This window comes from Cupriavidus sp. SK-3 (assembly GCF_000611145.1).
Classification (GTDB): Bacteria; Pseudomonadota; Gammaproteobacteria; order Burkholderiales; family Burkholderiaceae; genus Cupriavidus.
The window spans coordinates 1-24,233 of record NZ_JFJV02000056.1 but is presented as its reverse complement, the minus strand read 5'-3'; the positions used below and the strand labels follow the sequence as shown (position 1 = coordinate 24,233).

General features: G+C 68.3%; 15 protein-coding genes and 1 pseudogene. 14 read left to right on the top strand and 2 right to left on the bottom strand.

Going from position 1 to position 24,233, the window contains the following annotated elements; genetic code table 11:
- Positions 1-2,600 precede the first annotated feature (2,600 nt).
- The 8 genes and pseudogenes from CF70_RS36890 to kdpE all read left to right on the top strand — a co-directional run bounded on the left by CF70_RS36890 (position 2,601) and on the right by kdpE (position 11,398).
- The gene (locus CF70_RS36890) at positions 2,601-2,768 is read left to right on the top strand and encodes a hypothetical protein (protein WP_200876704.1); all 168 of its coding nucleotides are present in this window, start codon (positions 2,601-2,603) and stop codon (positions 2,766-2,768) included.
- Positions 2,768-2,857 (top strand): K(+)-transporting ATPase subunit F, encoded by a 90-nt coding sequence (gene kdpF, locus CF70_RS06195; RefSeq protein WP_006164365.1) that lies wholly within the window; start codon positions 2,768-2,770, stop codon positions 2,855-2,857. Before CF70_RS36890 ends, kdpF begins: the two co-directional genes overlap by 1 nt.
- Entirely contained in the window at positions 2,857-4,677 is a 1,821-nt protein-coding gene (gene kdpA, locus CF70_RS06190) for a potassium-transporting ATPase subunit KdpA (RefSeq protein WP_035861963.1), read from the top strand. Before kdpF ends, kdpA begins: the two co-directional genes overlap by 1 nt.
- Positions 4,678-4,688: 11 nt before the next feature.
- Positions 4,689-6,911 carry a potassium-transporting ATPase subunit KdpB gene (gene kdpB / locus CF70_RS06185; RefSeq protein WP_035862006.1) on the top strand — a complete coding sequence of 741 codons (2,223 nt, stop codon included), beginning with the start codon at positions 4,689-4,691 and terminating at the stop codon, positions 6,909-6,911.
- Positions 6,912-6,949: 38 nt separating this feature from the next.
- Positions 6,950-7,567 (top strand): potassium-transporting ATPase subunit KdpC, encoded by a 618-nt coding sequence (gene kdpC / locus CF70_RS06180; protein ID WP_035861961.1) that lies wholly within the window; start codon positions 6,950-6,952, stop codon positions 7,565-7,567.
- A 206-nt stretch (positions 7,568-7,773) separates the two neighbouring features.
- Positions 7,774-9,581 (top strand): annotated as a pseudogene (locus CF70_RS37425) (DUF4118 domain-containing protein); the annotation flags it as partial.
- A gap of 1 nt (position 9,582) precedes the next feature.
- Positions 9,583-10,713 (top strand): ATP-binding protein (locus CF70_RS37420; RefSeq protein ID WP_235184907.1); only part of this gene is annotated, 1,131 nt, incomplete at its 5' end.
- Positions 10,703-11,398, top strand: coding sequence for a two-component system response regulator KdpE (gene kdpE, locus CF70_RS06170; RefSeq protein ID WP_035861959.1), 696 nt, complete (start codon positions 10,703-10,705; stop codon positions 11,396-11,398). The genes CF70_RS37420 and kdpE, both read left to right, overlap by 11 nt.
- Before the next feature lie 100 nt (positions 11,399-11,498).
- Here the strand turns inward: kdpE and CF70_RS06165 are convergent, their stop codons facing one another.
- Complete coding sequence (locus CF70_RS06165; RefSeq protein WP_035861958.1) at positions 11,499-13,058, bottom strand: sulfatase-like hydrolase/transferase; 1,560 nt, start codon at positions 13,056-13,058, stop codon at positions 11,499-11,501.
- A gap of 158 nt (positions 13,059-13,216) precedes the next feature.
- A complete protein-coding gene (locus CF70_RS06160; protein WP_051648081.1) occupies positions 13,217-14,164 on the bottom strand; it encodes a tripartite tricarboxylate transporter substrate-binding protein in 948 nt (315 codons plus the stop codon).
- Between the two features lie 283 nt (positions 14,165-14,447).
- Here CF70_RS06160 and CF70_RS06155 point away from each other — a divergent pair, with 283 nt between their 5' ends.
- From CF70_RS06155 to CF70_RS06130, 6 genes are all read left to right on the top strand, one after another.
- Positions 14,448-15,047 (top strand): MarR family winged helix-turn-helix transcriptional regulator, encoded by a 600-nt coding sequence (locus CF70_RS06155; protein WP_081862040.1) that lies wholly within the window; start codon positions 14,448-14,450, stop codon positions 15,045-15,047.
- A gap of 92 nt (positions 15,048-15,139) precedes the next feature.
- Complete coding sequence (locus tag CF70_RS06150) at positions 15,140-15,880, top strand: tetratricopeptide repeat protein (RefSeq protein ID WP_035861954.1); 741 nt, start codon at positions 15,140-15,142, stop codon at positions 15,878-15,880.
- Between the two features lie 168 nt (positions 15,881-16,048).
- Positions 16,049-19,594 (top strand): DUF2126 domain-containing protein, encoded by a 3,546-nt coding sequence (locus tag CF70_RS06145; protein WP_035861950.1) that lies wholly within the window; start codon positions 16,049-16,051, stop codon positions 19,592-19,594.
- An 84-nt stretch (positions 19,595-19,678) separates the two neighbouring features.
- On the top strand, positions 19,679-22,282 hold the full coding sequence (locus tag CF70_RS06140; RefSeq protein WP_235184906.1) for a circularly permuted type 2 ATP-grasp protein: 2,604 nt from the start codon (positions 19,679-19,681) through the stop codon (positions 22,280-22,282).
- Between the two features lie 8 nt (positions 22,283-22,290).
- On the top strand, positions 22,291-23,226 hold the full coding sequence (locus CF70_RS06135; RefSeq protein WP_051648078.1) for a transglutaminase family protein: 936 nt from the start codon (positions 22,291-22,293) through the stop codon (positions 23,224-23,226).
- A gap of 78 nt (positions 23,227-23,304) precedes the next feature.
- Positions 23,305-24,233: alpha-E domain-containing protein (locus tag CF70_RS06130; protein ID WP_035861996.1), on the top strand; the 929-nt coding region annotated here is incomplete at its 3' end.

Here is a 24,233-nt window from a genome sequence, read left to right as displayed (position 1 = left end):
CCTCCCTTCCCCCTCCCGCTTCCCGATGCTTTGGCGGCACGCCATGCCATGTTTATGGGATTCCCTCCTTCCGGCGCGCTGGATAGTCTGGCCCCCGGTCCGCGCCCGTGCGTGGACCGGGTTGGCGTGGGTCGCGCCACCGGACGCGCCATGGCGCGGCAAACAAGGTCACCAGAACACAAGACGTGCAGCATCCATTCTCAGGGGGGAGAAATCCAATGAAGCTTCAGTTTCAGACATTCGGGGTCGCGCTGAGCGGCGCGGCGCTGCTGGCGCTGGCCGCCTGCGGCGGCGGGAGCAGCGATAGCGCCAGCAGCGGTTCCACCAGCGACAAGCCGGTCGTGGCCGCGGCCGCGTCCGCGGTGACCGGCACGGCCGCCACCGGCGCCGCCCTCGCCAACGCCAATGTGGCCATTACCGACAGCGCGGGCGCCTCGCCCTGCCAGGAAGCCGCGGTCACCACCAGCGCGCTGGGCACCTATACCTGCACCCTGAAGGCGGGCGAGGTGGCGCCGTTCTTCGTGGTCGTCACGGACCCCACCGGCAACACCGCCCCGCTGGTCAGCGTGAGCACCGTCACGCCGGCCGCCGGCGCCAAGCTGACCCTCAACGCCACGCCGTTGACCACGGCCATCGTGGCGCAACTCTCCGCCGACGGCAATCCGCTGACTGTCGTCAGCGGCAAGACGGTGGACGCCGCCGCCTTGCAAAAGGTCACCGCCAATGTGGTCGCGCAGCTCGCCAGCGTGCTCGCCGCCATCGGCGCGCCCGCCAGCTACGATCCGTTCTCGACCGCCATTACCGNCTCCGTCCCCGCCCGCCATTACCGCTGCCACGGCGGCCGGCGTGGGCAATACCGCCGACCAGGTGCTCGATATCGTCAAGGTGGTCACGGACCCGGCCACCGGCAAGCTGGCGCTGACCACCGTCGACAACCCGACGCCCATCGCCATTGCTACCGCCGCCAGCACCGGCGGCACGCTCGCCGCGCCGCCGGCCGCCGTCGCGGCCCTGCCGCAGGCCGCGCAGGCCGTCGCCAAGGGGCTCTCGGCCTGCTTCGCGCTGCCCGTCGCGCAGCGCGTGACGTCCTCCAATGCCAACCTGAGCGCGTCCCAGGGCGGCCCGGAGGTCGACGGGGTGGCGTCCGCATGCCAGAACATCGCTGCCGACAGCAGCAACGCAGCCGGTATCGATTTCCTGCAAAACGGCTTCTACTTCGGGCAATTGCTCTACGGCATCCTGACCAGCGATACCATGACGGGCGCACAGTTCAGCGTGCCGGAAATCATGGCGTTCTATCCCGCCGCGTCGACGGCCTCGGGGCGTGACGAAGCCATCTTCAACATCCGCTACCTGGACGCCGCCGGCAACCCCGGCAACATCATCACGACGGCACGCAATATCGCCAACGGCGCGACCAGCGCGCATCCGTCGAGCTGGTGGCTGGTCGGCAACCAGCAGCCCGTCGATGTGACCGTCAAGCTCCAGATCCGGCGTGTCGAGCAGATGAACCCCGGCTTCAGCAAGAGCAACAATAGCTACAGCCACTTCCAGAACGGCATCCAGTTCCTGATCAACGCCACGGGCCCGGGCAGCGTCGTCAACAACGCCCCCCTGAGCTATGCGCGCGTGACCGGGCCCGGCTTGCCGAGCAACGGCATTGTCTATATTGCGCCGGTCCCGGCCGAAGTGGGCCAGACCTATATGGACGTGAGCAACAAGACCGGTACGGTGCCCGTCACCGCCCAGTGCGGCAACGAGTTCAGCCCGCCCTCGCCGTCGTACAACTGCCCGAACTTCTGGTTCTCGCGGACCGCGGGCCTCAGCGGCAGCGCGGCCAGCACGCTGGCGGGCAATCCCGCCAGCCTGGTGTGGGCGCAAGCAGCGGACAACGCCGATGCCTCCAAGGTGGTCAAGGGTGCGAAGTACCGCATCGAGCTGTTCCATGGCACCAACACCACGCCGACCTACAGCTACAACAAGACCCTGCTGAGCGACCTCGTGCCGGCCACCCAAGGGGTGAACCTGCCGTGGAACACGCTGGGCAGCAAGTCGCTGGCCGCGCTGGACCCGTCCAACGCCAGCCTGGCTGGTGCGCAGACGTCGCTGACGGCGGACTGGGTGCAGAATGTCTCCGCCCAGCAGATCGGCAGCGTTGCCGTCTCGGTCGACAGCAACGGCACCTGGAGCACATCCATGCCAGCGCCCAAGGGCGCGACCTCGATCGTGGTCAATGCGGCGGTGCCGGCCTTCTCGGCCAATGCCACGCGCGGCCTGCTGTTCGGGTACCGGATGCTGGACAACAGCAACAAGTCGGCGGTCTACACCTACAACTGATTCCAGGAATCAGGCGCTCCTGACGCGGCCGGCGCCACAGCCGGCTTCGGCGTCCTGCATAGCCCCGCAAGGCCGAAAGGCCTGCGGGGCTTTTTTTTCGCCCCGGTACGCTGGGTCCCGGCAGCGCAGGAGGCTGCAGCGCACTTGCGCGCCGTCTTTACGCGATCTTTATATCTTCTTTACACCCCCGCCTCCCCTCTCTACCCCGTTTTTACCGCGCCATCCCTAATCTGCCATCTGTGAATCACTCACGGTGTGTTGTCATGGACGGGATCTATTTCATTGGTTTGTTGCTGTTCGGTGCGCTGACTGGCGCACTGCTGGCCTTATGCGCCGCGCTGGGAAGCAAACCGCCCGGCGCGGCCGAGGGGCCGGGCGCGGAGGGTGCCGAAGTGCGCCGCAAGGACAGCGCCACCGACAGGAGGCTGTGATGGACTGGGCTGACCTGCTGGGCGGCGTGCTCGCCGTCGCTGTTTTTATCTACCTCCTGATCGCCCTGTTCCGGCCGGAGAAATTCTGATGTCAACCGAATTCCTGGGACTTCTGGTCCTCTACCTGGCCATCCTGCTGGCGCTCGCGCCCTTCGTGGGGCGCTATATCCGCCGCGCGATGGAGGACGAGCGCTACCTCGCCACGGCCTGGGGCCGCCCGCTGGAGCGCGTGCTGTACCGCGTGGCCGGCGTGCGCGCCAATGCCGAGATGGGCTGGAAGCAGTACGCCGTCGCGGTCATCGCCTTCAATATGCTGGGCGTGGTGGCCGTCTACGCGCTACAGCGCCTGCAGGGCGGGTTGCCACTCAACCCGCAAGGCTTCGGCGCGGTGTCGCCGGACTCCTCCTTCAACACCGCAGTGAGCTTTGTCGCCAACACCAACTGGCAGGGCTATGCGGGCGAATCCACCATGAGCTACCTGACGCAGATGCTGGGACTCACGGTGCAGAACTTCGTCTCTGCGGCCACCGGCATCGCCGTGGTGTTCGCGCTGATCCGCGGCTTCGCGCGGCAGAGCGCAGCCACCATCGGCAACTTCTGGGTGGACATGACGCGCTGCACGCTCTACGTGCTGGTGCCGATCGCCACCGCCATCGCGCTGGCGCTGGTCAGCCAGGGCGTGATCCAGAATTTCGACAGCTATAAGGAAGTCACGCTGGTGACGCCGGTCGAGTACAGCCAGCCCAAGGTGGACGCAGCCGGCCAGCCCTTGCTCGACGCCAAGGGCGCGCCCGTGACGGAGGCCATGAAGACCGACAAGCAGACGCTGGCAATGGGCCCGGTGGCTTCGCAGGAAGCCATCAAGATGCTCGGCACCAATGGCGGCGGCTTCTTCAACGCCAATTCGGCCCATCCCTACGAGAACCCGACGGAGCTCGCCAACCTGATCGAGATGCTGGCCATCTTCCTGATTCCGGCGGCCTTGTGCTTCACCTTCGGCGAGATGGTCAAGGACCGCCGCCAGGGCGTTGCGATCCTGGCCTCGATGGCGGTGATCTTTATCGTCATGGCGTGCGTGGCGGCGCTCTCCGAGCAGATGGCCAACGCCGCGCTGGCGGGATTGCCGATCGACCACGCGGCCAGCGCGCTGCAGGCCGGCGGCAATATGGAAGGCAAGGAAACGCGCTTCGGCATCGCCGCCACCGCGCTGTTCGCCACCATCACCACGGCGGCATCGTGCGGCGCGGTCAACGCCATGCATGACTCCTTCACCGCCATCGGCGGCCTGGTGCCGATGCTGCTGATGCAGCTTGGCGAGGTGGTGTTCGGCGGCGTCGGCTCGGGCCTGTACGGCATGCTGGTGTACGCGGTGCTGGCGGTGTTCATCGCAGGGTTGATGATCGGCCGCACGCCGGAGTACCTGGGCAAGAAGATCGAGACCTACGAGATGAAGATGACTGCCGTGGCGATCCTCGTCACGCCCCTGCTGGTGCTCCTGGGCACGGCGGTGGCGGTGACGGTGGAGCCGGGCCGCGCCGGTGTGTTCAACCCTGGCACGCACGGCTTCTCGGAAATCCTCTACGCGTTCTCGTCGGCTGCCAACAACAACGGCAGCGCCTTTGGGGGCTTGTCGGCCAATACGCCCTTCTACAACGTGGCGCTGGCCGCGGCGATGTGGTTCGGGCGCTTCTGGATCATCGTGCCGATCCTCGCCATGGCGGGTTCGCTGGCGGCCAAGCGCCGGCTGCCGGTCACGGGCGGCACCATGCCCACGCACGGTCCCCTGTTCGTGGTGCTGCTGGTTGGCTCGGTGCTGATGGTGGGCGCGCTGACCTATATTCCGGCGCTGGCGCTGGGCCCTGTGGCGGAGCAGCTGCAGGCGCCGGTGGTCTCGGCGGCTGGCAAGTAATGGAGAAACGCATGCAACAAGAATCCATGGTGACGCGCAGCAAGAATGCCGGCGCGGCACCGGCAAACACGACGCCGGCGACCAGCGTGGCCACGCCGGCCCACGGGTCCGCCAAGGGCGGTGGCCATCATCGTCCGGCGCGCGGCGGCATGTTCGCGCCCGAGCTGGTCAAGCCGGCCCTGCTCGACTCGGTGAAGAAGCTCTCGCCGCGCGACCAGTTGCGCAACCCGGTGATGTTCGTGGTCTACGCCGGCAGCATCCTGACCACCATCCTGTTTTTCCGCGCCTTGTTCGCGCCGGCCACAGCGGGCGGCGAGAGCGCAGGCTTCATCCTCGCGGTATCGGTGTGGCTGTGGTTCACCGTGCTGTTCGCCAACTTTGCCGAAGCGCTGGCCGAAGGGCGCAGCAAGCAGCAGGCCGAGGCGCTGCGCGGGCTGAAGACCACGGTCACCGCCAAGCTGATCAAGGAAGGCCGGCGCGACTACCGCGCCGCCGGCGCCACCGAGCCGCGCGGCGCCGCCGCGCTGCGCCGTGGCGACGTGGTGCTGGTCGAAGCCGGCGACATGGTGCCTGGCGACGGCGAAGTGATCGAAGGTGTGGCCTCGGTGGACGAGAGCGCCATCACCGGCGAATCGGCGCCGGTGATCCGCGAGTCGGGTGGCGATTTCTCCTCGGTCACGGGCGGCACGCGCGTGCTGTCCGACTGGATCGTGGTGCGCATCACCACCAATCCGGGCGAGAGCTTTATCGACCGCATGATCACCATGGTCGAAGGCGCCAAGCGCCAGAAGACTCCCAACGAACTGGCGCTGACCATCCTGCTGGTCGGGCTGACCATCGTGCTGCTGCTGGCCACCGCCACGCTGCAGCCGTTCTCGGTGTTCAGCGTACTCGTGGCCAAGGCCGGCATGCCGGTCACCATCACCGTGCTGATCGCGCTGCTGGTGTGCCTGATCCCGACCACCATCGGCGGCCTGCTGTCGGCCATCGGCGTGGCGGGCATGAGCCGGATGATGGAAGCTAATGTGATCGCCACCTCGGGCCGCGCGGTGGAAGCCGCGGGCGACGTGGACGTGCTGCTGCTCGACAAGACCGGCACCATCACGCACGGCAACCGCCAGGCCTCGCGCTTTATCGCCGCGCCCGGCGTGTCGGCGCAGCAACTGGCCGAAGCCGCCTGGCTGTCGTCGCTGGCCGACGAAACGCCGGAAGGCCGCAGCATCGTGACGCTGGCGCGCCAGCAGGCCGGCGCGGCTACGCCCGACATCAGCGCGCTGCGTCCGATCTTCGTGCCGTTCACCGCGCAGACCCGCATGAGCGGCGTGGATGCGGGCGGCCGCAGCGTGCGCAAGGGCGCCGCCGATGCCGTGCGCAAGTATGTGACCGAGCGCGCGGGCAAGTTCCCGGACGCGGTGATGCAGGCGGTGGATGACGTGGCGCGCGCCGGCAGCACGCCGCTGGTGGTGGCGGAATCCAGCGCCGATGGCGAGAATGTGCGCGTGCTCGGCGTGGTCGAGCTCAAGGACATCGTCAAGGCCGGCATCCGCGAGCGCTTCGGCGAGCTGCGCAAGATGGGCATCAAGACCGTGATGATCACCGGCGACAATCGCCTGACCGCGGCGTCGATTGCCGCCGAGGCTGGCGTCGACGACTTTCTCGCCGAAGCCACGCCCGAAGCCAAGCTCAAGCTGATCCGCGACTACCAGGCCGAAGGCCGCCTGGTGGCGATGACCGGCGACGGCACCAACGACGCCCCCGCGCTGGCGCAGGCCGATGTGGCCGTGGCGATGAACAGCGGCACGCAGGCGGCCAAGGAAGCCGGCAATATGGTCGACCTCGACAGCAATCCGACCAAGCTGATCGAGATCGTGGAGATCGGCAAGCAGATGCTGATGACGCGCGGCTCGCTGACCACCTTCAGCGTAGCCAACGACGTGGCGAAGTATTTCGCCATCATCCCGGCCGCCTTCGCCACCACGTATCCGCAGCTCAACCAGCTCAACGTGATGGGTTTGTCGACGCCGGCCTCGGCCATCTTGTCGGCGGTGATCTTCAACGCGCTGATCATCGTAGTGCTGATTCCGCTGGCCTTGCGCGGCGTGGTGTACCGCCCGCTGGGCGCCGCCGTGCTGCTGCGGCGCAACCTGCTGGTGTATGGGCTGGGCGGCATCCTGGTTCCATTCGTCGGCATCAAGGTGATCGACATGATCCTGACGCTGTTCGGCTGGGTCTGAGTGTGCCTCGCACGCGTTGAACGTAAATGGAGCAAGCAATGAATACGAAAGTCCAGACCGCGCAGCCGGGTGCGCCCATCCAGGGCGGCCTGCTGCGGCCCTTGCTAACGGTGTTTGTCGTGTTGTCGGCGATCACCGGGCTGCTGTATCCCGGCGTGATAACGGGGATATCGCGCGCCGTGTTCCCGCACGAGGCGGCCGGCTCGCTGATCGTCAGGGATGGCAAGGCCATCGGCTCGGAGCTGATTGGCCAGCCGTTCTCCGACCCCAGGTATTTCTGGGGCCGCTTGTCGGCGACCTCGCCCATGCCGTATAACGCGGCGGCATCCGCCGGCTCCAACCTCGGGCCGAGCAATCCCGCGCTGACCGACGCGGCGCGTGCCCGCATCGACGCGCTGCGCGAGGCCGATCCCGGCAACCAGGCGCCGGTACCGGTGGATCTGGTGACCGCTTCCGGCAGCGGGCTCGATCCGCACATCAGCCCGGCCGCGGCGCAGTATCAGGCGGCACGCGTGGCCCGGCTGCGCGGCCTGCCCCTGGAGCGTGTACAGGCGCTGATTACGGCGAACACGGACGGGCCGCTGCTGGCGGTGATGGGCGATCCGGTGGTGAATGTGCTGAAGCTGAATCTGGCGCTGGATGGCGAGAAGCGGTGAGTTTGGGGGGGCAGTTGGCGCGCAAGCAATGTCCGCTGTTTTGCTCCCCTCTCCCGCTTGCGGGAGTAACAGCCGTCGTCATTCCAGGAGGCTCTGGAGCGTCCGGTCGGCTTCGTTCCGTGCCTCGGTGCGCTGATCGTTGCGGGGCCGGGCCTTAGGCGTGGCACAATCGTTTTCAATTCCTCTCCCGGGCAATGACCCCCACCATGCCTGACACCGCCACGCGCGACGCCCCCGGCCGGCCCGATCCCGATGCCTTGCTGCAACGCATGCAGGAGGAGGGCGAGCGCGCCGCGCGCGGCAAGCTGCGTGTGTATTTCGGCGCTTCCGCCGGCGTTGGCAAGACCTTCGCCATGCTGACCGCCGCGCGGGCGCTGCGCGAGCAAGGCAGCGACGTTGTGATCGGCGTGGTGGAAACCCACGGCCGCGCCGAAACCGAGGCGCTGATCGCGGGGCTGGAGCGGCTGCCGATGAAGGCCATGCCGCATCACAAGCTCGACGACCACGTGCTGCAGGAGTTCGATCTCGACGGTGCGCTGGCCCGGCGCCCGGCGCTGATCCTGGTCGACGAGCTGGCGCACTCCAACGCGCCCGGCAGCCGCCACCCCAAGCGCTGGCAGGACATCGAGGAACTGCTGTCGGCCGGCATCGATGTGTGGACCACCGTCAATGTCCAGCATCTGGACAGCCTCAATGAGGCAGTGGGCGGCATCACCGGCATCCGCGTGTGGGAGACCGTGCCCGACACGGTGTTCGACGACGCCGACGAAGTCATCCTGGTGGACCTGCCCGCCGACGAACTGCTGCGGCGGCTGCGCGACGGCAAGGTCTACCTGCCGGAACAGGCCCGGACCGCGGCCAGCAACTTCTTCCGCAAGGGCAACCTGATCGCGCTGCGCGAACTGGCGCTGCGCCGCACCGCCGACCGCGTCGACGACGATGTGCGCGCCTACCGGCACGCCGAATCGATCCGCCCGGTCTGGCGCACGCGCGAAGCGGTGCTGGCCTGCATCGGCACCGGCGACGATGCGGCGCAGGTGGTCAAGAGCGCGCGCCGGCTGGCCGGGCAGCTCGATTGCGACTGGCATGTGGTGACGGTGGCCACGCCGCGGCTGGCGCGGTTCGCCGAGCAGGAGCGCGCGAACATCGAGGAGGCGATGCGGCTGGCCGAGGAGCTCGGCGCGCGCACCGAGACCCTGGCCGGCAGCGATATCGTGCAGGCGGTGGCGGGCTATGTGCGGCGCCACAACCTCACCAAGGTCGTGGTCGGGCGCGCGCCCGGAACCTGGCACCACGGTGGCGGCAGCCTGCTGGCGCGCGCGCGGGCGCTGCTGGCGCTGGGCCTGTCGCCGTTCCTGGGTGCGCGCGCCTGGCTGTTCGGGCGCCATAGCTTTGCCGATTCGCTGGCGCTGGGCTGCCCGGAGATCGACGTGATCCGTGTCGCCGCCGATGCCATGGGCGCCGACACGCGCGGCCGCGCGCAACCGGTGGCCGGGCGCGCCGATGTGCGCGAGGATCCGGCCCGCAATGACGACAGCAGCGTGGCGGCGCACCGTATCGACTACCTGTGGGCGGTTGCATGGTGCGCGGGCGCCAGCTTGTTGTCGGCGCTGACACGGCCGTGGTTCGACCTGGTCAATATCGCGATGTTGTTCCTCGCGGCGGTGGTCGGCGTGGCGCTGCGCCACGGCCGCGGTCCCGCCGCGCTGGCCTCGGTGCTGTCGGTGGCTGCCTTCGACTTCTTCTTCGTGCCGCCGCGCATGTCCTTCGCGGTCAGCGACGTGCAGTACCTGGTGACGTTCGTGGTGATGCTGGCGGTGGGCCTGGTGATCGGCCAGCTCACCGCGGGGCTGCGCGAGCAGGCTCAGGTTTCGGTTGAGCGTGAAACCGATGCCCGCACCCTCTACGAGCTGGCGCGCGAGTTGTCCGCCGCGCTGATGCCAGAGCAGATCATCGAGATCAGCGGCCGCTTCCTGCAAGCCGCGCTGGGGGCGCGTTCGGCGTTCTTCCTGGTNTCGGCGTTCTTCCTGGTGTCGCCCAGGGGGCGGCTGATGCCGCCGGTAATCGATCCGGCGCAGCGCGGCAGCGACGCCATCGACCCGGTGCTGGCGCAATGGGTATTCGATCATGGGCAGCCCGCAGGCACCGGCACCCACACGCTGCCCGGCAGCACCGTGCTCTACCTGCCGCTCAAGGCGCCGATGCAGACGCGCGGCGTGCTGGCGGTGGAGCCGCAGGAGTGGCGCGCCTTCGCGCGGCCCGAGCGGCGCCGGCAGATCGATGTGTTCGCCACGCTGATCGCGATCGCCATCGAGCGGCTGCATTATGTGGAGGTGGCGCAGCAGGCGCTGGTGTCGATGGAGTCGGAGCGGCTGCGCAGCTCGCTGCTGGCCGCCGTCTCGCACGATCTGCGCACGCCGCTGACCAGCCTGATCGGCATGGCCGAAACCATGCAGCGCACCGAGCCGCCGCTGCCTCCGCCGCTGTCCGAAACCGTGGACGCGATGCGCGAGCAGGCCCTGCGCATGCGTACCATGGTGGTCAACCTGCTCGATATGGCGCGCCTGCAAAGCCGCGATGTACGCATGCAGAAGGAGTGGCAATCGCTTGAAGAGCTGGTGGGCGCGGCGCTGGCCGGCATGCGCGACGCGCTCTCGCGGCACCGCGTGTCGGTGGCCGATCTGTCGGCGTTGCCGCTGGTGGAGTGCGACGCGGTGCTGATGGAGCGGGTGCTGTGCAACCTGCTGGAGAATGCCGCCAAGTACACGCCGCCGGGCACCGGCATCCGCATTGCCGGCGAGGTGGCTGACGCGGAGGTGCGGCTCGTGGTGGAGGACGACGGCCCCGGCGTGCCGCGCGGACAGGAGCTGTCGATCTTCCAGAAATTCACGCGCGGCGAGCGCGAGTCGGCAACCGCCGGCGTGGGCCTGGGGCTCGCCGTTTGCGAAGCCATCGTGCAGGCGCACGGCGGGCGCATCTGGGTGGAAAGCGCCGGCGTGGCGCGTGCCGGTGGCACGCAGGGTACCGGTACCGGCGCGCGATTCGTGGTGGCGCTGCCGCGCGGCAATCCGCCGGCGATCGAGCCGGAGCCGCCCGAGCTCGCGCACGAAGCAGCAAACAAGGAATCCAACCGAAATGACATTTGAATTTTCGCCCACGGTATTGCTGGTCGAAGACGAGCCGCATATCCGGCGTTTCGTGCGCGAGGCATTGCAGGCGGAGGGCTGCACCGTGCATGAGGCCGAGACGCTCAAGCGCGGCCTGATCGATGCCGGCACGCGCCAGCCCGACGTGGTGATCCTCGACCTGGGCCTGCCCGATGGCGACGGCATGACGCTGATCCGCGAGATGCGCACCTGGACCGAAGTGCCGGTGCTGGTGCTATCGGCGCGCACCGGCGAAGCGGACAAGATCGCCGCGCTCGATGCCGGCGCCGACGATTACCTGACCAAGCCCTTCGGCGTGGGCGAGCTGATCGCGCGCGTGCGCGTGCTGCTGCGCCGGCATGCCAAGATCAATCCGCAAGGCACGCCGCTGGTTGCCTTTGGCGAAGTGCGGATCGACCTGGCCAACCGGGTAGTCACGCGCGCCGGCGAGGACGTGCATCTCACGCCGATCGAATACCGCCTGCTGGCCGTGCTGATCGCGCATCGCGGCAAGGTGATGACGCATCGCGAGCTGCTGCGTGAAGTGTGGGGGCCCGCGCATTCCGAGAGCAGCCATTACTTGCGGGTGTACATGGGGCACCTGCGGCACAAGCTGGAAACCGATCCCGCGCAGCCTTCGCATCTGATGACGGAGGTGGGGGTGGGGTACCGGTTCGTGGGGTGAAGGGGCGGCCGGGCTTGCCCGCCAGACGAAGAAAGGGCGCCTCGCGGTGCCGCATTTCTGCCGAATCGACCCTGCCGCCGGTGCGAGGCCCGTTCACCGCTCACCACACGCCAAAGAACACGCCCGCCTGCTTATAAACATTGGTCTTCGCCGCCACTTCGGCGTTGCTGACCGTGGTGCGTGGCTTCAGCGTGCAGAACCATTCCAGCAGATGCCCCCGCATGGCCGTGCGGATCGGTTCATGGCCGGCATCCCCGCCCAGGTCGAAGAACTCATCGGGGTCGCGCTCCAGGTCGAACAGCTGCGGGCGGAAGCCCTGCCAGTGAACATATTTCCAGCGGGCGTTGCGGACCATCCAGGCTCGGCATTCGCCCGGGTGCCGGCCCAGCGCCACGCGTGCGCCGCGATAGGCGTAATCCAGCTCCGACACCACGAAGTCGCGCCACGGACCGGCGCTGCGTGCGCGCGTGAGATCCAGCAGCGAGCGGCCTTCGACGCGATGGTCGGCCGGCGGCAGGCCCAGGGCGTCCAGCACGGTCGGCACCACGTCCACGGCGGAGACCATGCGCGCATCGGCGCTGCCGCGCGTGGCATCGGCGTCGGGCGACGGGTCGTAGACGATCAGCGGGATATTCTGCACGGTGTCGTAGAACTGCTCCTTCTCGCCGAGCCAGTGATCGCCGAGAAAGTCGCCGTGATCGGCGGTGAAGACGATCAGCGTATCTTCCCAGCGGCCCAGGCGTTCGAGCTGCTCCCACAGCTCGCCAAGCCTGTCGTCGATCTGCTGCACCAGCCCCTGATAGGCGGGGCGAACCGTGTCCGAGACTTCGCTGCGCATGAAGTTGGCGCATTCCTCCTGCGTGCGGTATGCGTCCAGCACCGGGTGCGGGTCCTCCAGCTCCGCGTCGTGGCGCTTGAGCGGCAGGCAGTCGTCCAGCGAGTAAGCCGCGTGGTAAGGCGCCGGTGCCATATAGGGCCAGTGCGGCTTGACCAGCGAGAGATGCAGCACCCACGGATCGTCGCCACGCGCGGCGATGTACTGCATGGCCTGGCCTACCGTATAGGCCGTCTCCGAATGCGGCTCCGCCACGCGCGCCGGCAGGCCGGCATTGCGCATCTGCCAGCCCGACACGATCTCGCCCTGCGCGTTCTCCGCGCTGATCACGTAATCGGTCCAGGGATCGGCGCTGTCGTAGCCCTGCTGGCGCAGCCAGTCGGCATAGGCGCCGCGGGGCTCGGCGTGGTGGCCGTCGTGACGGTCGACTTCGACAAAATGCCCGCTGCGCAGCAGCGTTTCCAGCTCGCTGCCGCCGTCGAGGTGCAGGCGCTTCATGTTGGCGTTGTCGGGCATGACATGGGTCTTGCCGGCGAGCGCCAGTGAGCGGTGACTGTCCTTCAGGTACTCGCCCAGCGTCACTTCGCCGACCGACAGCGGCACGCGGTTCCAGGTGGCGCCGTGGCTGCTGGGGTAGCGGCCGGTGTAGAAGCTCATGCGGCTCGGGCCGCAGACGCCGGAGGTGACGAAGGCCTTGGTGAAGCGCACGCCGCGCGCGGCGAGGGCGTCGATGTTCCTGGTGCGCAGGGTGGGGTGGCCGTAGCAGGTCAGGTGGTCCTGACGCAACTGGTCGCACATGATGAAGAGGGTGTTTCTCGTGGACATGGCTTTCTTGACGATCCGCCTGGGTTCGGGCGATTGCCGCCCGACCCGGATTCCATCAATTCAACAAATAACAGAATGGGATTCGACGATGACTACATCAGTCAAGAAGATAATATTGATCCGATGAATAATCATGTCGATATTGTCTGGCTAGATTTTCAGTCCCCCGTATAACCGGATGCCTTGACCACGGGCCCCCAGCGCCCGGCGTCCGCCGCCAACACCTTCCCGAACTGCTCCGCGCTCCCGGTCAGCGGCTCCAGTCCCAGCTTCAGGAAGCGCTCCTTCAGGTCCCCTGACTGCACCGCGTGCACAATCGCCGCGTTCAGCCGGTCGATGGCCGCCTTCGGCAAGCCAGCCGGCGCCAGGAAGCCGTACCTCCCTACGCCCTCGATATCCTTATAGCCAAGCTCGGTAAACGTGGGCACATCCGGCAGCGCCACCGACCGCTGCGTTCCCGAACTCGCCAGCACGCGAATCTTCCCGGCCCGGTGCATCTCGGTCAGGTCGGCCAGCGTATCGACCGATGCCGGCACCTGCCCGCCCACCAGCGCATTCATCAGCGGTGCCGAGCCATTGAACGGCACATGCAGCATCTCGACGCCCACCTGCCTGCCGACCAGCAAGCCAAAGAAGTGCGGGATGCTGCCAAGCGCCGGCGACGCGTACGAGTTGTTCTTCGCAGGATTGGCCTTGAGCCAGTCGATGTACTCCTTCAGCGTCTTCGCCGTCGTGCCGGGGCCGGCGGCCAGCGCCAGCTGGAAGTTGGCGGCCTGCGCCACCGGGGTGAAGTCGCGCTGGATGTCGTAGTTGAGCTTGCGGTAGACCAGCGGGGCGATGGTCATTACCGCCGAGTTGGCGATCACCAGCGTGTTGCCGTCGGCGGGCAGCGTGCGGGCGTAGTCCATCACCAGGCGGCCGCCGGCGCCGGGCTTGTTCTCGATGACCACGGTCTGCCTGAGCTCGTCGCGCAGCTTGTCGCCGATCAGGCGCGCGGCCAGGTCGGCGGTGCCGCCTGCGGGGTAGCCCACGAGGATGCGCAGAGGACGGTCGTTCTGGGCGCTGGCCGGTGCGCTGGGCAGGCAGGTGGCGGCCAGCACGGTCATGGTGGCGAGGGTGGGAACTAGCGCGCGCAGCAGTTTGGCGGATTTCACGGATTCTCCTGTTGGTTCGGCATCGGCGGGAAGCCGGCCAATTTATCGATACGGTCGTGGTGTGCCAAAGAAGCGTTTCGCGGATCGATCCGCGTATTTCGTTCCTTGTCGCCGGATGCCCGGCCGTACCCCGGCGGCAGCGTTTTTCATGCGGCTCGCCAGTTCTTATGCAGCGGCACAGACGCTAACACCCACCCATATAATTGACAAAATCAACTAAATTTGCGGGTGCGGCATGGGCGCTGACGAAACGGGCGGGCAGGGGAGCGGGAACGCCGGGGAGCCGGCGGACGAACGGGAGCGGGATGCCGGCGAGACGCTGCAGCATCCCGCCCGGCTGGCTGACTTCCTGAACTACCGCCTCTATCACCTGAGCCGTGTCGCCCTGCAAGCCAGCGGGCATCACCTGCGCGCCGCGGTCGGGGTGAGCCGGCGCGAGTGGCGCATGCTGGCCTTCCTCGGCGAGCAGCCGGGCACGCGCCTGACGGAGCTGGCGCAAAGCGCCGGGCTGGACAAGGTGCTGGCCAGCCGCGCCGTGCATGCCTTGATGGCGCGTGGGCTGGTGTTGCGCGCCACGCGCGAGAAGGACCGGCGGGCGGCGGCGTTCGTGCTGAGCGAGGAGGGCGAGGCAGTCTACCGGCAGGCCTTCGCGCAGGCGCAGGCCTTCAACGCGCGCCTGGCCGCCTGCCTGGATCCGGCGGAGGCGCGGGTGCTGGGGCGTTGCCTGTCCCGCCTGCAAGCCGAGGCCGAAACCTTGCTGGCGCAGGCGCAAGCGCTGCCCGACACCGTACCCGCGCCTGCGCAGTCACCCCAGAACTGGTGGCGCCAGCCGTAAGGTCCGGCCGCCGGCTTCCGACTGCACCCTGCGACTTCCTGCTCCTACACTTGTAGAGTTGGAGTCAGCGCGTGCACTGCCTGGAGCCTGCCATGCCGCTTGTTCGTCTCTTTTTGCCCCGGCTGCGCGCCGCCACCGCCGCGGCGCTGGTGCCCGCCTGCCTGCTCGCTGCCCCGCTTGCCCTTGCCGCGCCCCAGCCTCCCGCGCCGGCGCAAGCGCTGACGCGCCAGGCGGTGGCGGCCTATGACGCAGGCGCCTTCGATGCGGCCTTGCGCGACTTTGCCAAGGCGGCCGAGCAGGGCAACCGGCTGGCCCAGTTCAATTACGCGATGATGCTGCTGCGCGGCGAGGGCACGCCGGTGCGCCCGCAGGAGGCGCTGGTCTGGCTGCGCCGCGCCGCCGACAACGACATGACCCACGCCCAGTTCACTTTTGGCGAGCTGTACGAGCACGGCGAGCTGGTGCCGCGCTCGCTGGAATCCGCCAACGAGTGGTACCGCCGCGCGGCGGAAGGCGGCCATGTGCAGGCCCAGGTCGAATTGGCGACGAACTACTTTACCGGGCGCGGCGTGGCGCGCGACTACGGCAAGGCATTCCAGTGGTACAGCCGCGCCGCCAGCGCCGGCGACGGCGGCGCGCAATACATCGTCGGCAGCTATTACGAGCGTGGCGAGCCCGGCGTGGTGGAGAAAGACATCGAGCAGGCCAAGATCTGGTACGCCCGCTCCGCCTCGCACGGAGACCCCGGCGCGCTGGCCAAGCTGCGCTCGCTGCTGGAGCAGGGGCTGAAAGACAAAGCGAAAGCCAATCCCAAAGGAGCCGGCGCCATGTAATGCCCCGGTCGCATTGCCATGGTGCCATATCAGGTGGAGTACCCGCGGCCAGGCTGACGCCGGCCGGAGCAGAGCGTAATCAAGAAGGAAGCCGCGCCTCGTCGAGCCCGGGGCGGTACAACTCTTGCTTGTAAGCACAACACAAAACCTGCGCAATGGGAGGCCCGAGTGGCAACGCACGTCGCACTGAACCACGTTACCCACTACCGGTATGACCGGCCGGTGAAACTCTCGCCGCAAGTGGTACGGCTGCGGCCCGCCCCACACTGCCGCACCCCCATTCTTTCGTATTCGCTGCGCATCGAGCCCGAGCAGCATTTCATCAACTGGCAGCAGGACCCGTTCGCCAACTACCTGGCCCGGCTGGTGATCCCCGAGCCCACGACCGAGTTCAAGATCACCGTCGACCTGGTGGTCGAGATGGCGGTCTACAACCCGTTCGACTTCTTCCTGGAGCCCTACGCCGAGCGTTTCCCTTTCAGTTACGAGGCCGGCCTGGCGCACGAACTGGCGCCCTATATGGTCAAGGGCGAGCCGACGCCGCGCTTTGCCGCCTTCGTGGAGAGCATCCCGCGCACGCCGCAGGTCACCATCGATTTCCTGGTGGGCCTGAACCAGCGCTTGCAGGAGGACATCCGCTACCTGATCCGCATGGAGCCCGGCGTGCAGACGCCAGAGCAGACGCTGGAATCCGGCGCGGGCTCCTGCCGCGATTCGGGCTGGCTGCTGGTGCAGACGCTGCGCCACCTGGGCCTGGCGGCGCGCTTCGTGTCCGGCTACCTGCTGCAACTGGCGCCCGACGTGAAATCCATCGACGGCCCCAGCGGCACCGAGGTGGACTTCACCGACCTGCACGCCTGGTGCGAGGTCTACCTGCCCGGCGCGGGCTGGATCGGCCTGGACCCCACCTCCGGCCTGCTGGCCGGCGAAGGCCATATCCCGGTGGCGTGCACGCCGGAGCCCAGCAGCGCGGCGCCGGTCAGCGGCGCGGTGGACGAGAGCGAGGTGAGCTTTCACCACGAGATGGCGATCACCCGCATCTATGAGTCGCCGCGGGTGACCAAGCCCTATACCGAGGAGCAGTGGCAGGCCGTGGCCGCTACCGGCGCCGAGGTCGATCGCTTGCTCAACGCGCAGGACGTGCGCCTGACCATGGGCGGCGAGCCCACCTTTGTCGCGGTCAGGGACCGCGACGGCGCGGAGTGGAACACCGACGCGCTTGGCCCCACCAAACGCACCTATGCCACCGAACTGGTGCATAAACTGCGCGCGCGCTACGGCGAGGGCGGTTTCCTGCGCTTCGGCCAGGGCAAGTGGTACCCCGGCGAGCAACTGCCGCGCTGGGCCTTGTCGATCTGCTGGCGAGCCGATGGCCAGCCTTGCTGGCAGGATCCGTCGCTGTTCGCCGATGAGCGCGAGCCGGGCGACTATACGGAGGCCGACGCGCAGCGTTTCCTCGACAGCCTGGCCGGCCGGCTTGGCCTCGATCCGGGCTTTGTGCAGCCCGGCTATGAAGACACCTGGTATTACCTCTGGCGCGAGCGCCGGCTGCCGGTCAACGTCGACCCCATGGACGCGCGGCTGGACGACGAGATGGAGCGCATGCGCCTGCGCCGCGTGTTCGATGGCGGCCTGTCGCGGCCGACCGGCTACGTGCTGCCGCTGCGCCGCACCGGCGAGGAGGATGGCCCTGCCTTGTCCGGCCAGCGCTGGATCAGCGGACCGTGGTTCTTCCGCGACGACCGCATGTACCTGCTGCCCGGCGATTCGCCGATGGGCTATCGCCTGCCGCTCGATGCCCTGCCCTGGGTCAGCGAGGCGGACTACCCCTGGCAGTTCGACCAGGACCCGTTCGCGGTGCGCTCGCCGTTGCCCACCGGCGCACAGCTGCGCACGCAGTTGCCGGGCCTTGCCGGCACGGGCGCCGAGACTGGCCAGGGTCCCGGGATTCGCGCCAGCACCGCGGCTTTCCCGGCACCCGGCTCCGCGATGGCAAGGAGCGCAGTTGCCGGTGCCGGCAGGGCCGCGGGCATTGCCGTCGGTGCCGGCACGCCCGGCGGCCAGGCGGCCGACCTGGCGCGCGTGCCCGGACGCGGCGAATCCGCGGGCTGGATCACCCGCACCGCGCTCTGCGTGGAGGTGCGCCACCCCAGCCGCGCCGCGGGCCCCAAGGCCGAGAGCAAGGCTGCTGGCGACAAGCGCGGCATGCTCTATGTCTTCATGCCACCACTGACCGTGCTGGAGGATTACCTGGAACTGCTGGCGGCGGTGGAAGCCACCGCCGCCGGGCTGGGCGTGAAGGTCGTGCTGGAAGGCTACCCGCCCCCGCGCGACGTGCGCCTGAAGGTGCTGCAGGTCACGCCCGATCCCGGCGTGATCGAGGTCAATATCCATCCCGCGGCCAACTGGGACGAACTGGTCGACCATACCGAGTTTCTCTACCAGGCCGCCCACGAAACCTACCTCAGCACCGAGAAGTTCATGCTCGACGGCCGCCACACCGGCACCGGCGGCGGCAACCACTTCGTGCTGGGCGGCGCCACCCCGGCCGACAGCCCCTTCCTGCGCCGCCCCGATGTGCTGTCCAGCCTGATCGCGTACTGGCACAACCATCCCTCGCTGTCCTACCTGTTCTCGGGCATGTTCATCGGCCCCACCAGCCAGGCGCCGCGCGTGGACGAGGCACGCAACGACCAGCTCTATGAACTCGAGATCGCCTTTGCCGAACTGCAGCACCAGCTCGACCGCCTGAGCGGCACGCAAGGGGCGGCGGGCGCCAATGGCACGCACATGCCGCCGTGGCTGGTCGACCGCGCCTTGCGCAATATCCTGATCGACGTCACCGGCAACACGCACCGCAGCGAGTTCTGCATCGACAAGCTCTACTCGCCCGACGGCCCTACCGGCCGGCTCGGCCTGCTGGAGCTGCGCGCGTTCGAGATGCCGCCGCACGGGCGCATGAGCCTGGTGCAGCAACTGCTGCTGCGCGCGCTGGTGGCACGCTTCTGGCGCGAGCCGTATCGCGCGCGGCTCACGCGCTGGGGCACCGAGCTGCACGACCGCTTCCTGCTGGGCACCTTCGTGCAGATGGATTTCGACGACGTGCTCACCGAGATGCGCGAGGCGGGCTTCGCCTTCGACAATGCCTGGTTCGCCCCGCACTTCGAATTCCGCTTCCCGCGCGTGGGTGAGCTGGCGGCGGGCGGGCTGGCGCTGACGCTGCGCACCGCGCTGGAACCCTGGCACGTGATGGGCGAGGAGGGCAGCGCCGGCGGCACCGTGCGTTATGTGGATTCCTCGCTGGAGCGCATCGAAGTGCGCGTGCTGGGCCTGAACGACAGCCGCCACGTGGTCACGGTCAACGGCCGCGCGGTGCCGCTTCAGCCCACCGGGCGCGTGGGCGAGTTCGTGGCGGGGGTGCGCTACCGTGCCTGGGCGCCGCCGTCCGCGCTCCATCCCACCATCGCGTCGCACGCGCCGCTGACTTTCGACGTGGTGGACACCTGGATGGGACGCAGCATCGGCGGATGCCAGTATCATGTTTCGCATCCGGGCGGGCGCAGCTACGAGACCTTCCCGGTCAATGCCTACGAGGCCGAAAGCCGGCGCCTGACACGCTTCTTCACACTCGGACACACACCGGGCGTGATGCGCGTGGAGGAACCCCGCCGCAGCCTCGAGTTTCCGTTCACGCTGGATTTGCGGCAACGCTGATCCGGCTCGCCCCCAAGCCGCGCCGCCGTGCCTCAACAGCCGTCACTGCCTTTCGATGAATCCAGCCCCGCGGCAGACGCGGTCATGCACCGCGCGCTGCCGGTGCCGCCCGGCCACCTTGACGAACTGGGCGCGTGCGGCGACGGGCTGCGCGCGCCGTGGGCAAGCTTCTTCCAGGTGCTGGGCGAGGAAGGCATCGACGGCCTCGACCGACAGGCCGCCGCCATGGCGCGCCAGATCCGCGACAACGGCGTAACCTACAACGTGTACGCGGACAACGCGGACAAGGCCGGCGCACGCGCCTGGGCGCTGGACCTGCTGCCCTTCCTGGTCGCCGAGGACGACTGGGAGCGGATCGAACGCGGCGTGATCCAGCGGGCCGCGCTGGCCAACGCCATGGTGGCCGACATCTACGGGCCGCAGACTCTGCTGTCCAAGGGGTTGCTGCCGGCCGGGCTGGTCTTTGGCCACCCCGGCTACCTGCGCCCGCTCAAGGGCTACCAGCCGCCGGGCGGCAATTTCCTGCATATCGTCGCGGTGGACCTGGCGCATACCGTGGAGGGCGGCTGGACCGTCATGGCCCACCGCACGGAAACGCCTTCGGGCATGGGCTACGCGCTGGAGAACCGGCTGATCATCTCCAGCCTGTTCACCGATGCGTTCCGCGAGCTGCGCGTGCGGCGCCTGCCCGCCGCGTTCACGCAACTGGTGGCCACGCTGGCGCAGCAGCCGGCGGCGCAGCCACCCGCGCCCGAATCCGCTGCCGGTGCGGCGGCGGTCAGCAAGCACATCGTGCTGCTTACCCCCGGCCCCTATAACGAAACCTATTTCGAGCACACCTTCCTGGCCCGCTACCTCGGCATCACGCTGGTCGAGGGCAAGGACCTGACCGTGCGCAACGACGTGGTCTACCTGAAGACGCTGGCCGGGCTGGAACGCGTCGACGTGGTGCTGCGCCGGCTGGACGATGCCTACTGCGATCCGGTCGAGCTGCGGCAGGACTCCACGCTTGGCGTGCCCGGATTGCTGCAGGCGATGCGCGCGGGCAATGTGCTGGTCTCCAACGCGCCCGGCTCGGGCTTCCTGGAGACGCCGGCCATCCACGGTTTCCTGCCCGCCATCGCCCGCGAACTGCTGGGCGAGCCGCTGCTGCTGCCCGGCGTGCCGAGCTGGTGGTGCGGCGAGGCCACCGCGCGCGCGGAAGCGCTCGCGCAATTCAGCGAAGCCTTCCTGATGCCGACCTATCCGCGCGGCATGGCGCAGCCGTGGGAAGGGCCACGGCTGGGCATGGAGCGCGGCCTGCAGCGGCTGGCCGACTGGCGCGAGCGCATCGAGCAGGTGCCCGATCTGTTCACCATCCAGGCCGACCTGCCGCTGTCGCACGCGCCGCGCTGGGAAGGCCCGCATATCGGCTCGCGCATGGCCATGCTGCGGGTCTACGCCATCGCCGACGGGCGCGGCGGCTGGCAGGTGATGCCGGGCGGCTTTACCCGGCTCGCGGGAGAAGGGCAGCCGGCGGTTTCGATGCAGCTCGGCGGGTCCAGCGTCGATACCTGGGTGCTGTCGAGCCAGCCGGCACAGCCGGTCCCGATGCCGCCGCCGTTCCCGATGGGCAGCACGGGCCTGGGTCCGGCCCCCAAGCCGCTGGCGGTATCGAGCCGCGCCGCCGAGAACCTGTTCTGGGCCGGCCGCTACGCCGAGCGCGCGGAGAACAATGTGCGCCTGTGCCGGCTTGTGCTGGGCTCGATCGAGAGCAGCGACGACCGCGACGACAGCGCGCTCGACGTGATCGGCGAACTGGTGCAGGCCTGCGGCCTGCTGCCGACCGGCGCCCCGCAGCCGCGGGCCTCGCTGCGTGTGTTCGAGCGCAGCCTGGTATCCGCGCTGGCGGAAGACGCCGGCTGGACCAGCGTGGGCCAGAACCTGGCCAGCCATGTGCATGCCGCCACCGAGATCCGCAACCGGCTGTCCAACGATCACTGGCGCACCATCCTGGCCGCGCGCAACGATTTCGGCGACGCGATGGCGGCCGCTTGTGGCGGCAGCCCGGGCGCGGCGGGCAGCGACGCCGGCTACTACGACCGGCCGCGCGTGCTGGCGGCGCTGGATCACCTGGGCATGCAGCTCGCCGCCATCAGCGGCGCCCAGGGCGATCGCATGACCCGGGATGAAGCCTGGCGCCTGCTGTTCATCGGCCGCCATATCGAACGCGTGGCCACGCTGTCGACCTTCCTGCAGGTGTTCGCGCACAACGGCGCGCTGCTGCACCGGACCTGCTTCGACCTGGTGCTGCACCTGTTCGACAGCACGCTGACCTTCCGCGCGCTCTATCCCGGCCGCTCCGATGTGCCGGCGCTGGTCGACCAGATCGTGATAGAGCCCACCAATCCGCGCGGGCTCTATGGCGTGCTGGCGCGACTGCGCGTCAAGCTCGGCCAGGTCACGCCCCCGGCCAGTCCGGCAGGCACCGGGCGTTTGCCGCTGCCGCAGTTCCTGCCCACGGTGGAGACGCTGCCTGGCTGGGAGGCGCTATGCGAGCGCGATGCCGACGGGCAATACACCAATCTGGTGCAATTGTGCGGGCAACTGACGAGCATGATGGTGCAATTGTCCGACGAAATCAGTGCGCGCTACTTCAGCCATGCCGGCATGGCCGGGACGGGTGCCTGGGCCGGGGTGCAGCCATGAGCGCGGCGATGAACGAGACGAGCGCCGCCGCCGCCGCGCCCGCGGCCCCCGCGCCGCGCGCCGCATCCGTGCTGACCGTCCACCACAAGACCATCTACGACTACACCGCGCCGGTGGAAAACGCCCAGCAGCGCGCCGTGGTGTTCCCGGTCACTTGCCCGTGGCAGGCGGTGCTCTCGCACAGCACGCTGATCGAGCCGGCGCCGTCGCACCAGCGTGCCGACACCGATGCCTTCGGCAACAACGTGCTGTACTTCACCATCGACGTGCCGCACGACTTCATGCAGCTTGCCTGCGAGAGCACGGTCAGCCTGACGCCGCGCTGGGAGGCGCTCGATCCCGCCGCCAGCATGCCGTGGGAAGCCGCGGTGGCGGCGCTGCGCTTTCGCGCCGGCCAGCCCTTCATGCCGCAGAGCGAGTTCTGCTTCGCCTCGCCCAACATAGCGCTGCATCCGGACCTCAAGGCCTACGCGCTGGCCAGCTTCGCGCCCGGCGCGACGGTGGTGGCGGGCGCCATCGACCTGATGCACCGCATCCATGCCGACTTCGAATACCACGCCACCGCCACCGAGGTCGATACGCCGGCGCTGCAGGCCTTCGGCCTGCGCAGCGGCGTGTGCCAGGATTTCGCCCAGGTGATGATTGGCTGCCTGCGCTCGCTTGGCCTCGCCGCGCGCTATGTCAGCGGCTACTTGCGCACCGAACCACCGCCCGGCCAGCCCAGGCTGATCGGCGCCGACGCCTCGCACGCGTGGCTGTCCGTCTACTGCCCGCTGGCCGGCTGGGTCGACCTTGATCCCACCAACGATGTGCTGGCCGACACCGGCCACGTCACGCTGGCGTTCGGGCGCGACTACAGCGATGTCTCGCTGCTGCGCGGTGTCATCTTCGGCGGCGGCGCGCACGATGTCGAAGTGGAGGTCAGCGTGTTGCCGCTCGTGTAGCGACGCCGCAGCGGTCAGCGGCTGGCAAGCCAATTGCTTGTCGGTAGCCTGGGTTTGCCGAGAAAAGGGGGAATCATCATGCTAAGCCGCACCGCCGACCACCTGTTCTGGATGGCCCGCTACACCGAGCGTGCGGAGAACACCGCACGCATGCTCGACGTCAACTACCAGGCCTCCATGCTGCCGCAGTCGCCCGACGTGGCCCGGCAAGGCTGGCTGGCGATGCTCGACGTGACCGAACTCACGCCGGTATTTGCCGCGCATCACGGCGCGGTGGCGCACGGGGAGGTGATCGACTTCATGGTGCGGGACCTGAGCCATCCCGCGTCGATCATGTCGTGCCTGCGCGCCGCCCGCGAAAACGCCCGTGCGGTGCGCGGCGCGCTTACGACGCCGCTTTGGGAGACCATCAACACCACCTGGCTCGATGTGCAGCAGATGGTTGCCGACGGGATCCTGCGGCACGACCCGGCGCAGTTCTTCGAGTGGGTGAAATTCCGCTCTCACCTTACGCGCGGCGTGGAAGCCGGGACCATGCTCAAGGACGAAGCCTATTGCTTCATGCGCCTGGGGACGTTCCTGGAACGGGCGGATAACACAGCCCGCATTCTCGACGTCAAGTTCCAGGCTACCGACCTGGGGCAGCAGCAGGACGACTTCTATCAGTGGGCTGCCGTATTGCGTTCGGTGTCGGGGCTGGAGATGTATCGCAAGGTTTATCGATCGGTGGTTACGCCGGAACGCGTGGCGGAGCTGCTGATCGTGCATCCGGATATGCCGCGGTCGCTGGCGGCTAGCTTGCGGGAGGTGGTTTCGTTGCTGGCGCAGGTGCGTAACGGACAGTCAGGGGAGACCGAGCGGCGTGCGGGGAAGCTGCATGCCGAGCTTAAGTTCACGCGGATTGAGGATATTTTTTCTGTGGGGATTCATGGGTGGCTTAGTGATTTTTTGCGCAGGATTCATGAGTTGGGGGGTGGGGTTAGTCGGGATTTTTTGATGAAGGGGGT

Excerpts from the sequence above, each read along its gene's own strand:
- CF70_RS06140 (WP_235184906.1), top strand. The coding sequence starts at position 19,679 with ATGCACCGCGCGCTGCCGGTGCCGCCCGGCCACCTTGACGAACTGGGC.
- CF70_RS06135 (WP_051648078.1), top strand. The coding sequence starts at position 22,291 with ATGAACGAGACGAGCGCCGCCGCCGCCGCGCCCGCGGCCCCCGCGCCG.
- kdpE (WP_035861959.1), top strand. The coding sequence starts at position 10,703 with ATGACATTTGAATTTTCGCCCACGGTATTGCTGGTCGAAGACGAGCCG.
- kdpC (WP_035861961.1), top strand. The coding sequence starts at position 6,950 with ATGAATACGAAAGTCCAGACCGCGCAGCCGGGTGCGCCCATCCAGGGC.
- CF70_RS36890 (WP_200876704.1), top strand. The coding sequence starts at position 2,601 with ATGGACGGGATCTATTTCATTGGTTTGTTGCTGTTCGGTGCGCTGACT.
- kdpF (WP_006164365.1), top strand. The coding sequence starts at position 2,768 with ATGGACTGGGCTGACCTGCTGGGCGGCGTGCTCGCCGTCGCTGTTTTT.
- CF70_RS06150 (WP_035861954.1), top strand. The coding sequence starts at position 15,140 with ATGCCGCTTGTTCGTCTCTTTTTGCCCCGGCTGCGCGCCGCCACCGCC.
- kdpA (WP_035861963.1), top strand. The coding sequence starts at position 2,857 with ATGTCAACCGAATTCCTGGGACTTCTGGTCCTCTACCTGGCCATCCTG.
- CF70_RS06160 (WP_051648081.1), bottom strand. The coding sequence starts at position 14,164 with ATGACCGTGCTGGCCGCCACCTGCCTGCCCAGCGCACCGGCCAGCGCC.
- kdpB (WP_035862006.1), top strand. The coding sequence starts at position 4,689 with ATGCAACAAGAATCCATGGTGACGCGCAGCAAGAATGCCGGCGCGGCA.
- CF70_RS06155 (WP_081862040.1), top strand. The coding sequence starts at position 14,448 with ATGGGCGCTGACGAAACGGGCGGGCAGGGGAGCGGGAACGCCGGGGAG.
- CF70_RS06165 (WP_035861958.1), bottom strand. The coding sequence starts at position 13,058 with ATGTCCACGAGAAACACCCTCTTCATCATGTGCGACCAGTTGCGTCAG.